The 14,842-nt window shown below is 63.0% G+C and carries 12 protein-coding genes; 11 read left to right on the forward strand and 1 reads right to left on the reverse strand.

All coding sequences use genetic code 11. The annotated features are described in order from the left end of the window. Positions 1 to 285 precede the first annotated feature (285 nt). From VXM67_RS12060 to VXM67_RS12075, 4 genes are all read left to right on the forward strand, one after another. Positions 286 to 3,156, forward strand: coding sequence for an HD domain-containing phosphohydrolase (locus tag VXM67_RS12060; RefSeq protein WP_367237697.1), 2,871 nt, complete (start codon positions 286 to 288; stop codon positions 3,154 to 3,156). A gap of 126 nt (positions 3,157 to 3,282) precedes the next feature. Then, on the forward strand, positions 3,283 to 3,705 hold the full coding sequence (locus VXM67_RS12065) for a hypothetical protein (protein WP_041925476.1): 423 nt from the start codon (positions 3,283 to 3,285) through the stop codon (positions 3,703 to 3,705). Positions 3,706 to 3,924: 219 nt separating this feature from the next. After that, positions 3,925 to 4,986: an aromatic ring-hydroxylating dioxygenase subunit alpha gene (locus VXM67_RS12070; protein WP_023380154.1), complete on the forward strand. Its 1,062-nt coding sequence runs from the start codon at positions 3,925 to 3,927 to the stop codon at positions 4,984 to 4,986. Positions 4,987 to 5,042: 56 nt separating this feature from the next. Next, on the forward strand, positions 5,043 to 5,993 hold the full coding sequence (locus tag VXM67_RS12075) for a PDR/VanB family oxidoreductase (protein WP_027907167.1): 951 nt from the start codon (positions 5,043 to 5,045) through the stop codon (positions 5,991 to 5,993). Between the two features lie 7 nt (positions 5,994 to 6,000). Here VXM67_RS12075 and VXM67_RS12080 read toward each other — a convergent pair whose 3' ends face one another. Next, positions 6,001 to 6,714: a GntR family transcriptional regulator gene (locus VXM67_RS12080; protein ID WP_023380156.1), complete on the reverse strand. Its 714-nt coding sequence runs from the start codon at positions 6,712 to 6,714 to the stop codon at positions 6,001 to 6,003. Between the two features lie 243 nt (positions 6,715 to 6,957). Between VXM67_RS12080 and VXM67_RS12085 the strand changes: the two genes are divergently transcribed. From VXM67_RS12085 to VXM67_RS12115, 7 genes are all read left to right on the forward strand, one after another. Beyond that, positions 6,958 to 8,055, forward strand: coding sequence for an LLM class flavin-dependent oxidoreductase (locus tag VXM67_RS12085; RefSeq protein ID WP_367237698.1), 1,098 nt, complete (start codon positions 6,958 to 6,960; stop codon positions 8,053 to 8,055). 16 nt (positions 8,056 to 8,071) lie between these two features. Continuing rightward, a complete protein-coding gene (locus tag VXM67_RS12090; protein ID WP_049818744.1) occupies positions 8,072 to 8,692 on the forward strand; it encodes an NADPH-dependent FMN reductase in 621 nt (206 codons plus the stop codon). After that, complete coding sequence (locus VXM67_RS12095) at positions 8,685 to 11,138, forward strand: beta-glucosidase (protein ID WP_081669659.1); 2,454 nt, start codon at positions 8,685 to 8,687, stop codon at positions 11,136 to 11,138. Before VXM67_RS12090 ends, VXM67_RS12095 begins: the two co-directional genes overlap by 8 nt. A 109-nt stretch (positions 11,139 to 11,247) precedes the next feature. Further along, positions 11,248 to 12,015 (forward strand): TIM barrel protein, encoded by a 768-nt coding sequence (locus tag VXM67_RS12100; protein WP_027907169.1) that lies wholly within the window; start codon positions 11,248 to 11,250, stop codon positions 12,013 to 12,015. A 22-nt stretch (positions 12,016 to 12,037) separates the two neighbouring features. Beyond that, positions 12,038 to 13,048 carry a TIM barrel protein gene (locus VXM67_RS12105; protein WP_023380162.1) on the forward strand — a complete coding sequence of 337 codons (1,011 nt, stop codon included), beginning with the start codon at positions 12,038 to 12,040 and terminating at the stop codon, positions 13,046 to 13,048. An 11-nt stretch (positions 13,049 to 13,059) separates the two neighbouring features. Further along, a complete protein-coding gene (locus tag VXM67_RS12110; RefSeq protein WP_023380163.1) occupies positions 13,060 to 13,452 on the forward strand; it encodes a DUF6379 domain-containing protein in 393 nt (130 codons plus the stop codon). Positions 13,453 to 13,552: 100 nt separating this feature from the next. Then, a complete protein-coding gene (locus VXM67_RS12115; protein WP_209439656.1) occupies positions 13,553 to 14,776 on the forward strand; it encodes an MFS transporter in 1,224 nt (407 codons plus the stop codon). The last annotated feature ends 66 nt before the right edge of the window (positions 14,777 to 14,842 follow it).

The following is a 14,842-nucleotide window of genomic DNA, read 5'->3' on the forward strand; positions in this document are numbered from 1 at the left end:
GATCAGAAATTCTGATAACGGCGCCCGGAGCCAAAGCCCATCTCCTTTTGGCGTCTCGGGGATGGCGGCGGCGACGCCAGCTTTCGGGTAAGAGGCTTGCACCCTTCGACATTAACCCGGCACGTTTGCAATCGCTGATTACACTGTTGAAACCGCAATACATGGAATACCCGGCATGGGCGAGGTGTCGATGGGTCGTGCAGCTTGGCTGGCAGGCCGCCTGGTGGCGCGTCTTGGGAAGGTGATTCGTGCGGTCGAACCGGCTTGTGCCAGGGAGACACCCCCATGAACAACCCAGGACGGGGTGTTTCCCTGCAGTGGCTGGTGGCATTGGCGATCATGCTGGGCATGCTGGTACTGGGTGTTGGCTTGGCCTGGCAGGGCTATCGCGCCATACAGCAGACGCTGGTGGCCGCAGCCGGCGACACGGCCGAGCAATTCGCCCGGACCATCGATGAGCGCGCCCGTCGCCTGGTCGACCCAGTGCAAAGCAGCATTCGCCTGCTTGCCGTCAACCCGTCCGCCAGTGGCTTGGCCCACCGTCTGCAGCAATTGGCCCAGCTGGTCGAAAGCCTCAACGCCAACCCGATGCTCAGCGCTGCCTACGTCGGTTACCCCAATGGCGAGTTCATGCTGCTTCGCCCGCTGCGCACGGCGCAGTTGCTCGAGCGCTTCGCCGCACCGCCAGGCACGGAGTTCCTGGTGCAGAGCGTCAGCCTGGGGGAGGGCGGGGCGATGCTGGGCGAGTGGCGGTTCTACGACCGTGCCCTGACCTTGCTCGAATCTCGGGTCAAACCGGATTACCACTACGATCCACGTCAGCGCCCCTGGTTCGTCGAAGCCTCAAGCCAGGCACAGACCGTGCTGACCCACCCCTACGTGTTCTTCACCACCGGCCAGATCGGCCTGACCATGGCCCAGCGCAGCCGCGATGGTGGGGCTGTGATCGGGATGGATGTGTCGGTCGACGACCTGGCGAGCCAGAGCCGTGACCTACGCATCACCGCTGGCACCGAAATCGCCGTGGTCGACGACCAGGGCAATGTGGTGGCTTACCCGGACCTTGCGCGCGTAATCGTGCGCGAGGGCGAAGCGGTGCGCCTGTCGCGCCTTTCGGAACTGGGTATCCCCAGCCTCGATCGGATATACACTGACTTGCCCCAGGGCAGCCGACCACAGCCGTACGAACTGCAGGGGCAGACCTGGTACGGCATGCGTGTGCGCTTCACCACCCTGGCTGGCCAGGAACTGCAGGTGCTGATCGCCGTGCCTGCTCGAGAGCTGCTGGCCGGAGCGCGCACGGTGCTGGTCGAGCAAGTGCTGTGGACGCTGGCACTGATGGCCATACTGCTGTTGCTGGGTGGGCTGCTCGGACGTCGTATCGGGCGCCCGCTGCGCCTGCTCGCCGAGCAGGTGCGGGCGCTGGCCAGTTTCGATTTCAGTCGTGAAGTTGGGGTGTCTTCGCGGGTGTCCGAGGTGCGTGAGCTGAGCCATGTGCTCAGCCGCATGTCCGTCACCATTCGCAGCTTCCAGGCGATCACCCTGGCGCTGAGCCGAGAAAGCCAGCTGGAGCGCATGCTCGACGGGGTGCTCACCCACTTGGTGAATGCCGCTGGAGTCAGTGCCGGTGCGGTTTACCTGCTCGACGCCGAGGGCGCCTCGTTGCGCCTGGCCGCCTGCCAAGGCGAGGGGTACCCGGCAGAGCTGGCCCTCGACGACCATGAGCGCGACGATCTGGCCAGCGCCGTGGCCCATGCCCTGGAGCTGCGTGGGGAGAGCCTGGCGGTGGTGCTCAACGATCGCAGCCAGGCGCTGCTCGGCATCCTGGTGTTGCAATTGAACAGCCAGCACGCCCGCGAAGAAGTACGCCAGCCGTTTCGACGCTTTGTCGAAGAGTTGTCCGGTGCCGCCGCCGTCGCCATCGAGACGCGCCAGCTGATCGAGGCACAGCAGCGACTGCTCGATGCCATGATCAAGTTGCTGGCCGACGCCATCGACGCCAAGAGCCCATACACCGGCGGCCATTGTGAACGGGTGCCGCAATTGGCGCAGATGCTGCTGGACAAGGCCGTGCAGGCCGAAACGGGCCCCTACGCCGACTTCGCCATGAGCGAAAGTGAACGCTACGAGTTTCGCGTGGCGGCCTGGTTGCACGATTGCGGCAAGATCACCAGCCCCGAATATGTGGTGGACAAGGCCACCAAGCTGGAGACCTTGTACAACCGTATCCACGAGGTGCGCATGCGCTTTGAGGTGCTCTGGCGCGATGCTGAGCTTGCTTACTGGCAAGGGCTGGCCGCCGGCGGCGACCGGCAAGGGCTGCAGCGCACCCTGGAGCTGTACCAGGCACAGTTGCAGGATGAGTTCGCGTTCGTCGCCAAGGCCAACATTGGCGGGGAGTTCATGCAGGACGAAGATGTCGAGCGGTTGCAGCGTATAGGCCAACGCCGCTGGCAACGGCATTTCGATGACCGTCTGGGCATTTCACGCGATGAAGAGCAGCGCTTTGCTGGCCTGGCGCCGGTGCCCCTGCCGGTGGAGGAGCCATTGCTGGCTGACCGGGACGAGCACCGCGTACCCTGGGGCCCGCGCAAGCCCCCCGTGACCCGCGACGACCCGCGCAACCTGTGGGGGTTCGACATGCGCCTGCCGGCCAATGCCAGCAACCATGGCGAGCTGTACAACCTGTCGATTCGGCGGGGAACGCTGAACGACGAGGAACGCTTCAAGATCAACGAACACATCGTGCAGACCATCATCATGCTCAGTGCCTTGCCGTTTCCACGGCAGCTGCGGCGCGTGCCTGCCATCGCCGGCAACCACCACGAGCGCATGGATGGCAATGGTTACCCGCGCCGATTGGGCGAGGACCAGCTGAGCCTCGCCGAACGGGTCATGGCCATTGCCGACATCTTCGAGGCACTGACCGCCGCCGATCGCCCGTACAAAGCGCCGAAGACACTGTCCGAATCGGTGAAGATCCTGGTATCCATGGCGCGCGACAGGCATGTCGACGGGCAACTGCTTCAGCTGTTCCTGAGCAGTGGGGTATACCGCGAGTATGGCGAGCGGTTCCTGCGTCCCGAGCAGCTTGACGAGGTGGACGTAACGTACTGGTTGGCCCAGATTGCGGGGCAGTCGCTGCTGGAAAGTTGAGGCGGTCGAGGAATCCGTCGGCGCGGGCAGGTCCCGCTGCCGGGTGTGCATGCGGCCCTGGCTTTTTCACTGGCTGGCGAGCTATCCCGGCGTTATGCTGGTGACTCACTTATCGGAACACTCAGCATGCGCAGGTTAGTGCTGTTACTCGTTGCCAGCGTCATCGCGGGCTGCCAGGCTCCGATGCCGGTGGCAGACCCGCAAAAGGCCTGGGTCGATTTTTCCACACCGTTTCCCAATGACAGGTTGCTGCTGGCCGAGCGGCTGGACAAACAGCGCCTGCGCGATGGCCGCTTCTTCGAGGTCGCCCCTGGCAGCCATGAGCTGATCGTACGGTTCGATTTCGAAGTGGCCGGTGGCGGTAGCATGAGCATGATGGGCGGTCCTTCCACCCGTGTCTGTTACCTGACGCTTCACTACGCGCATTTCGAGGCCGGCCAGCGCTACTTGCTCGAAGGCCGCTCGATGGCGTTCACCCCCGAGGCTCGGCTGTTCAACGCCAAGCATGAGGTCGTTGCCCAGGCCAGTGAGTACTACTGCCTGACCTGAGGTGGTGCACTGGCCATCTGCCCCCGCCCTGAATCCACGCCTTGCTCCTGTTGTCGCGCTCGCTGTGAGGGCATGGGCGCGCGCGTGCGTTTAGCTGAGGAACATGACCTTTGATGCGATTTGTGGATCCACAAAAAGTTTCCATTGCCTAAATAATTTGACTTTTCTCGCTTCTGTATCAGTTAATGGATCCACAAAAATAAATAGCCGGAGAGTCAAATGTTCCCGAAAAACGCCTGGTATGTGGCTTGCACCCCTGATGAAATCACCGAGAAGCCGTTAGGCCGACAAATCTGTGGGGAAAAAATGGTGTTCTACCGCGGGCAGCAGGACCAGGTCTGCGCCGTGGAGGATTTTTGCCCGCACCGCGGCGCACCCTTGTCCTTGGGGTATGTCGAGAACGGCAACCTGGTCTGCGGCTACCATGGCTTGGTCATGGGCTGCGATGGCAAGACCCTCGAAATGCCTGGCCAGCGGGTACGGGGCTTCCCATGCAACAAGGCCTATGCCACGGTTGAGCGCTACGGTTTCGTCTGGGTCTGGCCCGGCGACCAGGCACTGGCCGATCCCGCGACCCTGTGCCACCTGGAGTGGGCCGAGAGCGAAGAATGGGCCTACGGCGGTGGGTTGTTCCACATCAGGTGCGACTATCGCCTGATGATCGACAACCTGATGGACCTGACCCATGAAACCTACGTGCATGCTTCGAGCATCGGCCAGAAGGAGATCGATGAAGCGCCTCCGGTGACAACGGTCAATGGCGACGAAGTCGTCACGGCCCGGCACATGGAAAACATCATGGCACCGCCGTTCTGGCGCATGGCCTTGCGGGGTAATCATCTGCCTGACGACCTGCCGGTGGATCGCTGGCAGATCTGCCGTTTCACTCCGCCGAGTCACGTACTGATCGAAGTGGGCGTGGCGCTCGCGGGCAAGGGAGGCTATGACGCAGCGCCCGAACACAAGGCGTCGAGCATCGTTGTGGACTTCATCACGCCGGAAACCGAGACCTCGATCTGGTACTTCTGGGGCATGGCGCGCAATTTCAATCCGCAGGACCAGGCGTTGACCGACAGCATCCGGGAAGGGCAGGGGAAGATCTTCAGCGAAGACCTGGACATGCTCGAGCAGCAGCAAGCCAACCTGCTCGCCAACCCACAGCGCACTCTGCTCAAGCTCAATATCGACGCAGGCGGCGTGCAGTCGCGACGCATCCTGGAGCGGTTGGTGGCTCAGGAGCAGGCTGGCGTCGCAGCACAGCTGATCGCTACCGCGCAGTAACCGTCCCTGTCGATGTCCAGCACGGCCACCGGGTGGCCGTCAATGGAAGGTGAGCCATGATTGAAGTTGTCGTCACATCCCGTACCCGTGAAGCTGAAGGTATCTGCAGCTACGAACTGAGCTGCGCCCACGGCAACCCGCTGCCCGCATTCAGCGCCGGGGCGCACATCGACGTGCACCTGCCAGGAGGGCTGGTGCGCCAGTATTCCTTGTGCAACCACCCCCAGGAACGCCATCGCTACCTGATCGGCGTTCTCAACGACGCTGCTTCACGCGGTGGCTCCCGTTGCCTGCATGAGCAGGTCGTGACGGGGCAGTCCCTGCTGATCAGTGAGCCGCGCAATTTCTTTGCCCTGGCCCCCAAGGCCAGTCGCAGTCTGCTGTTTGCCGGCGGGATCGGCATCACACCGATCCTGTGCATGGCGGAGCAATTGTGGAGCCAGGGCGAGGAGTTCGAACTGCATTACTGCGCACGCTCCCACGAGCGAGCGGCGTTTCTCGAGCGTCTGACTAGCGCCGCGTATGCCAGCCAGGTTCACCTGCATTTCGACGCGCATCCAAACACGCGGCTCGACCTGGAGCAGGTGTTGGCAAACCCTGGGGCGCAGGACCATCTGTATGTCTGCGGCCCCGGTGGGTTCATGCAGCATGTGCTGGACAGTGCCCGCAGCCACGGTTGGCCAGATGCCCGGCTGCATCGGGAGTACTTCGCCGCCGAGCCGGTCGACACCCGCGATGACGGAGCGTTTTCGGTCAAGCTCGGCAGCACCGGTCAGGTATTCGAGATCCCAGCAGACAAGACCGTGGTCCAGGTGCTGGAGCGTCATGGCGTGTCGATTGCCGTTTCGTGCGAGCAGGGCGTATGCGGTACCTGCCTGACCCGGGTGCTGGAAGGCGTGCCAGAACACCGCGACCTGTACCTGACCGAAGACGAGCAGGCGGCCAACGATCAGTTCACACCCTGTTGCTCACGGGCTAGGACAACCATGCTGGTGCTCGATCTGTAACGGGCGTCTAGTCGCCCCTGGAAATCACCTGGACGCCACTTGCCGTGCTGGCTGCGCCGAACACCTCGGCGTAGCGCAACGTGGCATTGGCATGCTCGCGCATGATGCTTTCGGCGCGCGCGCCCTGACGGTTGCGCAAGGCGTCGACCAGCGAGTGGTGCTGCATATGGGCAAAGTTGAAGCGCCGGTATTCGCGGGCCATGTCGTCGCGGTCGAAGGCCAGCGCCGACACCGATGCGAATGGCCGATGATCGTTGCGTGCCAGTGCCTCGGCGATTGCCGGGTTACCGCTGCCGGTGATGATTACCTGATGCAAGCGCACGTTCAGGTCGTGGTAGGCCGCCAGGTCCTGCTCGGTGATGTAGCCCTTGTCGAACAGCGCGTCGCCCTCGTCCAGGCATTGCTTGAGCGTGGCCATGGCTTTGGCGTCCAGGCCGCGCTCGGCGCACTGCCGTGCTGCCAGGCCCTCGAGTACACCCCTCACCTCGACGGCGCCGGTAAGGTCTTCGACGCTCAGTGCGCGAACCTGAAAGCCCTTGCCGCCATGGCGGACCAGCAAGCCTTCCTGTTCAAGGGTACGAAACGCCATGCGCACCGGCATGCGCGAAACGCCGAAGCGCTCCGCCGTGGGAACTTCCATCAAGCGCTCACCGCCGGCCAACTCACCGGAAGCGATCATCTTGCGCAGGGCGACCAGGATGGTCTGGCCATGTTTGCTCATTGCAGGCGACCTCGGGGAATGAGCCGCCATGGTAACGCAACGAGCACAGGCGTGCGCGGTGCTGGCAGGGCAGCCTCCGGGTCGACGGTTTTTTCCTCGGTCGATGCATTGACGCGCGCGGCGATTGCTGACTATTCTCTCGAAACTGGAACGAGAATTCTAATTCTGTTGCGGGGTTCGAATCGGTACCGCCGGCCTCCCAGCCCTCGCCCAGCGACTCATCATGACAATAAGAGGACACACATGATGCGCTTCTCAGCATTCCTGGTCGGCCGCTCGACCGCCCCTGAACAAGACCGTTTCGTCATGGACGCCCTGGTAGAGCATGCCTGCGCTGCCGAACGGTTGGGCTTCGACGCGGTGTTCATGCCGGATCACCACTTCACCGGCTATGCCCCCATGTCCAGCGACCCGTTCATGTTCGCGGCCTACCTGGCAGCGCAGCTCAAGCGAGTAAATTTCGGCATGTCGGTCACCACGGTGCCACTGCACCATCCGGTGCGTTTCGCCGAGCGGGTGAATCTGCTTGACCAGTTGACCGATGGGCGTTTGCTGGTGGGGGTGGGCAGCGGGACCACACCGGAGGAGATGATTGGCTTCGGTGTGAACTACAAGCATGCTTCGGCCTTGCTGCAGGAAAATCTCGACCTGGTCCAGCGCCTCTGGGACAAGGAACTGGAAGACGCCCCAATCTCCTTCGAAACCGCGCACTACAAGGGCGCCGTCGTGCAACGCATCGTGCCGACGGCCTACCAGAAGAAGTTCAACCGCATCATGCCGGTGGCGCTGCGCGAAACCAGCATGCAGCGGGCCGCCGACTCGGGCTGGCCAGCCTTCATTCCGGCGTTCACCCCGCCAGTGGCGGCCAGTGCCGATCCGTTCACCGAGCTGACCAAGTACTTCCACCGCTACCGCGACGCGCTGCACGAAGCCGGTCATGCGCCGGAGGTCGTCGCACATTGCCTGTCCTGGACCACACATACCTACCAATGCGTGCACCTGGCCCCTAGTGCGGAGCAGGCGCAAGAGGAGCTCATGCAGATCCTCAAGGCCTACAAGCAGGCCATCGACCGCGAGTACCACTACAACAAGCGCGCCGAAGTGCTCAGCGGCGTCTCGCTGCACCCACACCCTGACTGCTTCAGCCCGGAATGGATCAAGACCTGGTGCTTGCACGGGACACCGGAGCAGGTCGCCGAAGAACTGCACAAGCACAAGCAGCTTGGCATCGGCAACGTACTGATGGGCTTCACCAATGGGCCGCTCACTGAGCAGCGCATCGGCTTTGCCAACCAGTCGCTGGATCTGTTCTCCCGCGAAGTCATGCCGCAATTTCGTTGAGCCGGAGGCTTGAGTCATGAAACGTACTGTTCAATTGCATGATGCTGATCGGCCACTGATCGTCGGCATCGGCGGCACCACCCGGCCGGGGTCCAGCACCGAGAAGGCTCTGCGTTGTGCCTTGGAGCGCGCGCGGCAGTTGGGCGCACGGACCATTTTGTTCGGTGGCGCCGAGCTCTCTGCCTTGCCAAGCTTCGATCCGCAGGTGACCGAGCGCACCCCGGCCGAGGTGGCGTTGATCGAGGCGGTGCGTGCCGCCGATGGTGTGATCTTCGCAACACCCGGGTACCACGGCGGCGTTTCCGGATTGGTGAAGAACGCCATCGACCTGCTGGAAGACCTGCGTGAGGATCGCCGCGTCTACCTGGATGGCCGTGCGGTGGGTTGCATCGTCACAGCGGCCGGATGGCAGGGGTGTAACACCACCTTGGGAGCCCTGCGCTCCATCGTCCATGCACTGCGGGGCTGGCCAACGCCATTGGGCGTAACGCTCAACACTGCCGGCGCTGCGCTGTTCGACGCCGAGGGCCGTTGCACCCATGAGCAGATAGCGGCGTCGTTGGCCACACTGGCAGAGCAGAGCCTTGCGCTGGTGCAGCAGCGTCAGGGGGCAGGGCAGAGGTTCAGCCATGGGTAGCCCAGTATTCGATTGGCGCCAGGTGGCGCACCTCACGGCCGGGCAGGATATGTGGTCGACTCATCCGCTGCCGGCAATCGGGCTCAAGTCCGTGCGTTTTTCCGACGGCCCGATGGGCATCACTGGAGGGCGGGTGGATGAGCGCGATCTTGCGCTGCTGACACCGTGCGGTCTGGCGCTGGCGGCCAGTTGGGATGGGGCGCTGGTGCGCAAGGTCGGCCAGGTGGTGGGCGACGAGGCGCTGCGTCTGGGAATCCAGGGCATCCTTGCGCCCAATCTCAACCTGATGCGTAGCCCGTTGGCGGGCCGGGCCTTCGAGTTGTTCGGCGAAGACCCACTGCTGATCTCGAATCTTGGTGGGGCCTGGGCTGCAGGGGTGCAGTCCCGTGGGGTGGCGTCGGTGATCAAGCACCTGGTGTGCAACGACTCGGAAACCGACCGGCGCAACATGAACGTGACGGTAGACGAACAGACCCTGCGGGAGGTGTATTTCCGCCCGTTCGAGCACACGGCCAGGCAGGGAGCGTGGGGCATGTTGACGGCTTACAACAGCGTCAATGGGGTGCGCTGTGCCGAGCTTGGCCAAGCCATTGGCTGGCTCAAGCAGGGCTTGGGTTGGGACGGACTGGTGATGTCGGACTGGTTTGGCACCCACGACGGCGTCGCTAGCCTGGCGGCAGGGCTGGACCTAGAAATGCCCGGCCCTGCCCGGCATATGGGCGCGGCGCTGGACGTCGCTGCGCCGATCGGCGAACGCCTGGTCGATGCCGTCGAACGCCTGCAGCGCCTTGCTGGTCGAGTCGACAACCCGCTTCCCTATGACGCCAGCGTCGCTGCCGAATCGGAGCGCATCGAGGTGCTGAAAGAGGCGGCGGCGGCTGGAATGGTGCTGTTGCGCAACGACGGCCTGTTGCCGTTGCGGCCGGATAAGGAAAAGCGCATCGCGGTCATCGGCCCCAACGCGATCCAGCCTTGTTTCCAAGGTGGCACGTTCGCCAAGGTAGCGCTCGACCCGGCGACGGAAATGCCGGTCACCTCGATCACGGCACGTTTCCACGAGGTGGTGTATGCCGAAGGCGTGGTCGCCGAGTACCGGATTCCCCCGTTGACCCGCGAGCCGCTGGACCTGAGCGTGACGTTCCGCGATGCCGAAGGGCACCTGGTGCACGAGGAAACGCGCCATGCTTCTTCGCTGGTCTGGTTCAAGGACATGCCCGGTGTGGGCGATCTTCTGTCGCTCGAAGGCATTGCCAACGTTACGGCTAGCACGGTCATGCAAGTGGCCAACAGTGGTGTGTATCGCTTCTTCCTCGGCGGTACGGGCGAGGTCAGCCTCTCCATCAACGGGCAGGCCTATGCCAGCTTCGATGGCGTCACCTTGTCCGGTGACATCATGGGCAAGTTGATGCAGAGCCCACACACCTGGGTCGATGTGATACTGGAGGCGGGCCAGCAGTGTTCGCTTGAATTCTCGATGAACATTGGCCGAAGTCTGGCGCATGGCCTGTGGTTCGGCTGTCGAGCACCTCAGTCACATGACCTGCTCGCGCAAGCCGTGGCGTTGGCGCAGCAGGTGGATAGCGTCGTGCTCATGGTGGGGGAGACCGCCGATGCGGGGCTGGAAAGCGTCGACCGCGACACCACCCAGCTCAGCGCCGCACAGCAAACCCTGGTTCGTGCGGTCTGCGAGGTCAATCCGCGTACGGTCGTTGTGCTCAATGTGGGGCATCCGGTCGATACGGCCTGCCTGAAGCACGCCGCCGCTGTCATCGTCGCCTGGTATCCGGGGCAGGCCTTCGGGCCTGCACTGGCCTCGGTATTGGCAGGCGATCTCGAGCCAGGTGGGCGGTTGCCGGTGACCTTCGCTGAGCGGGAGCAGGATTATCCGGTCTGGTCTCTCACGCCTGATCCGGCGGGTGAGGTGCACTACCACGAGCGTTGGTGGGTGGGGTATCGCCATTTTGCGGCGCACTCGCTAACGCCTGCCTTTCCCTTCGGCCATGGCTTGGGTTATGCATCGATCGAGCCTGAAGTGGCCCAGTTGTCCGGGGAGCACGTCGAGACACTGAGCGTGCGCCTTGGGTTGCTGAACAACTCGTCTCGCCAGGGCAAGGCTGTTCCCCAGCTCTACCTGCTGGCCCCCCCCGAAGAAGGCCAGGACAGGCGATATTCTCTGGAGGCCTTCGCGGCGGTGGACGTTCCCGCGACGGGGAGGGCCGCTGTCGACCTGGTGCTCCAGGCGCGCAGTTTTTCCCGTTGGGATTGCGAGCAGCAGCGGTGGCGACTGCAACCTGGGCTTTACCGCATGACCCTGGGCGCTTCGAGCACTGACGGCTGGCTGCAGCTGGCGCTTGAGGTCGATGAGAAGGGCGGCGTGGAGGCGGGCGCATGGCATTCGCTGTTCGATCAATCCATCCAAGCCAGCGATAGGCCGCTCACGAGATAAATGATGTGCAGTGGCGCGAGTGCTGTGGCTCACTGCCAGACAATCAGAATAAGAATCCTCGTTCAGAATAACAATGGCGGTCAGGAACCGCCCTACAAGGAGGTAAGACGTGTACCCATCAGCCTGTATCGAATGGCTCTTTCAGGATGACTGTCCCAATTTCGCCGATCGCATCCGTGCGGCGAAATCCGCCGGGCTCAGCCATGTCGAGTTTCACCTGTGGCGCGACAAACCCATGGACCAGGTAGCGCACGCCTTGCGTGAAACCGGCGTGACCTTGACCAGCTTCTGCGTCGATCCGCGACGAAGCCTGGTCGATCCGGCGCAGCATGCCGAGTTCATCGAAGCGGTGCGCGACAGTCTGGCGGCCAGCCAGAAGGTCGGTTCGCCTCCGCTGATCGTGGCCTCTGGCTTCACCCGTGAGGGCGTGTCGCATGCCGAGCAACGCGCAGCCGCCATCGACGCGCTGAGCAACGCCGCCCACCTGGCCGAACAGGCCGGCGTGGAGTTGCTGATCGAGCCACTCAACACCCGTATCGACCACCCCGGTATGTTCCTGCACGACACCCGCGAAGCCCTGGACATCATCGAGGAGGTCGACAGTCCGAACCTCAAGCTGCTGTTCGATGTGTACCACTCCAGCGTGATGGATGAATCGCTGGAGGATGTGCTGCGCGGCCGCATGCACCTGGTGCGCCACGTGCAGATCGCCGACCTGCCAGGGCGCAATGAGCCTGGCACCGGGCAACTCGACTGGGACGATGTGCTGCGACGGCTCGAGACGCTGGGGTACCGGCAAGCGATCGGCCTCGAGTACAAGCCCACCCTGCCTTCCCTGCAATCGCTGGCCACCGTGCGACAAGCCACCGGCCTGTAACAGCCACTCCAGGAAAAATGCCATGAACAACAAGATCAAACGCGGCGTCAGTCTGTACAGCTTCCAGAACGAAACCTTCCTCGGCAAGATGGACCTGGCCGATTGCATCCACCAGTGCGCGCAGATGGGGGCACTGGGTATCGAGATCATCGGTGAGCAGAGCTTCGCGGGCTGGCCGGAGCAGGGCGTGGCCGACACGGCCATCGAGCATTGGCATCACCTGATGAAGAAGTACGGCACCGTGCCGGTGAGCCACGACTTCATGCTCGATTACAAGCGTTACAAAGGGCGGCCGATGCCCTTCGAAGAGCAGGTTCGCAGTGTGCGCAACGACCTGGAGTTCGGTGCGCGCCTGGGCATGAAATACATCCGCTCGCTGGTCTCGGTCGACCCGGAAGTCTTGGTGGCCGCCGCACCTTATGCCGAAGAACTGGGGCTGAAGATTCTCCTTGAAGTTCATGCTCCGCTGCACTTCGACCATCCCTGGATCATCCGCCACGCCGAAGCCTATGAGCGCGCCGGTACCCAGGCGTTGGGCTTCTTGCCGGACATGGGGATGTTTCTCGATCGCTTCCCGCGGGTCTGGAAGGAGCGGTTCATCCGCAATGGCTGCCCGGTCGCTGCCGCCGACTTCATCGAAAAGAGCTACGAAGACCGCCGCCTCAGCGAGTACGTCATCCTGGACGTCATGGAGAAATGGGGGCCGGGCCCGCAACTGGCGATGGCCGAGACCCTGCGACACAACGCGGCGTTCGAACCCAAGCGAATGCTCGATTTCATGCCGCGCATCCACAATATCCACGCCAAGTTCTACGAGATGACCGAGTCGCTGCAAGAGTGGTCGATCCCGTATGACGAGATCTTCCGCGTGCTGCAAAAAGGTGGCTATGAGGGTTATGTCTGTTCCGAGTACGAGGGCAACCGTTGGGTGGAAGACGCCTTCGAAGTCGACAGCCTGCATCAGGTTCGCCTGCAACACCGCATGTTCTGCAAACTGCTGAACGAAGATCTGCCCGCCGCTTTGGCCGCCTGAGGATAGCCCCGATGTTCGATAAACACATGATTTGCCAGGAAGGCTTCAACAATGTCATCGAAGGCGGCAAGGTCACCGGCTTCCGCTTCCTCGCGCGTTTGCCGTATTACCGCGGCCTTGGCCTGTCGATGATCGAAGACATCGCTATCAGCGTGGACGGCGAGGCGATCGAACGCAGTGCGATTCGCTTTAGCGTAAGGGGCCGCAGCTGGAGCCTGGATGAGCTGGAAACCGTGTACGACGACCGCTGGAATTTTGGTGAGAAAGCCGAGCTGATCGTGCTCAAGCCCGGCGGCCTCGCCGAGGGCAAGCATCGCCTGAAGCTTGCCGAGAAGCTGCGGATTTCCTACCTGCCGTTCGTGCCCACCACGACGTGCGAGGCGGATGTCGCGCTGACGCAATGAACTGAACCTGTCCTGAACGCGGGCGAGTCGGGCCTTCCCGATTCGCCTTGCTGCGTGCCCAGTCCGTTTGATCTCCACAAGAACAATGAAGGAGAAGATCGTGGGAACTCCCCTTTCTGCTGCTCAAACCGCTCCACGCGCCGGGGTGGCGCAAGGCCTGATCATGGTGCTGACCGGATTCCTGCCCATTCTGGCTATTGTCTCGCTGGCACCGGCTGTACCGACGCTGATCGAGCACTTCGCGCCTGTCGCCCATGCGCAGGTGCTTATCCCGTTGATGATCACCGCACCGGGCTTGGTCATCGCCTTCGTGGCGCCTTTTGCCGGCTTGCTTGCCGACCGGCTGGGGCGTCGTCGTCTGCTCATCGGTGCGACATTCCTGTTCGGCGTGTGCGGTACCATGCCGCTGTGGTGCCAGTCGCTGACGCTGATCTTCGCCAGCCGTCTGGGCGTGGGTCTGGCGGAGGCCGTGGTACTGACGCTGGCTAACACCATGCTGGTGAACTATTTCAATGTCCGCCGTCGTCGCTTCTGGCTGGCGCTGCAAGGGTTCGTCGGGCCTTCGCTCGCCGCCGCTGTCATCGCCAGCTCTGGCTACCTGACCGCCCTGGTCTGGAATGGCGCGTTCTGGATCTACTCCATCGCCTTCCCGCTGTGCTTGGCCATGAAGGTATGGATGTTCGAGCCCGATGCCGATACCCGCCACGATGACGAGCCGCTGATCGACGACAGCGTTTTCCCTTGGCTGCGCATGGCGACCATCTGCCTGACCACCTTCGTCATTGCCGTCGTGTACTACGTCTACACCATCAACGCCGGTACCGCGTTCCATGCACTGGACGGCGCATCGCCGCAGCGCATCGGCATGCTGATGTCGTTGGCGTCGTTGGCGGTGCCGCTGGGGGCATTGCTGTTCGGCTGGGTCTCCAGCCGGACCACGCCGGAGCGTGTGCTCACCGTCACGTTGGCGTTGATCGGTGCGGGCATGATCGCTATCGGGCAGGCACGCAACCCGATGGTCATGGGCGTTGGCGCGGTGGTTCAACAGGTCGGTGCCGGCATGGCCGTCAGCGCGATGATCTTCTGGGTGGCCTCGCTGGTGGGGCCTGCGCATCGCGGTCGGGCGATGGGGGCGTGGTCCAGTGCCTTCTTCGCCGGGATGTTCGTCAGCCCACTGTTCGTCAACCTGCTGCGCGTGCAGGCTGAGGGCAATATCATGGTGCCGTTTTCGGTATTCGGTGGCGTGGCGTTGGTGCTAGCAGCCGCGATCTTCGCCTATTCGCTTTCCGGACACGGGCATGCGCTACGCAAGCTTCCCGCCTGAAACGCTTTATCGGCAGTAAAACAAAGGGCCTCCTGTTCAGGAGGCCCTTTGTTTTGTCAGCGTCAC

It is taken from the genome of Pseudomonas sp. Rh2 (assembly GCF_040762985.1).
In the GTDB taxonomy this organism is placed as follows: Bacteria; Pseudomonadota; Gammaproteobacteria; order Pseudomonadales; family Pseudomonadaceae; genus Aquipseudomonas; species Aquipseudomonas taiwanensis.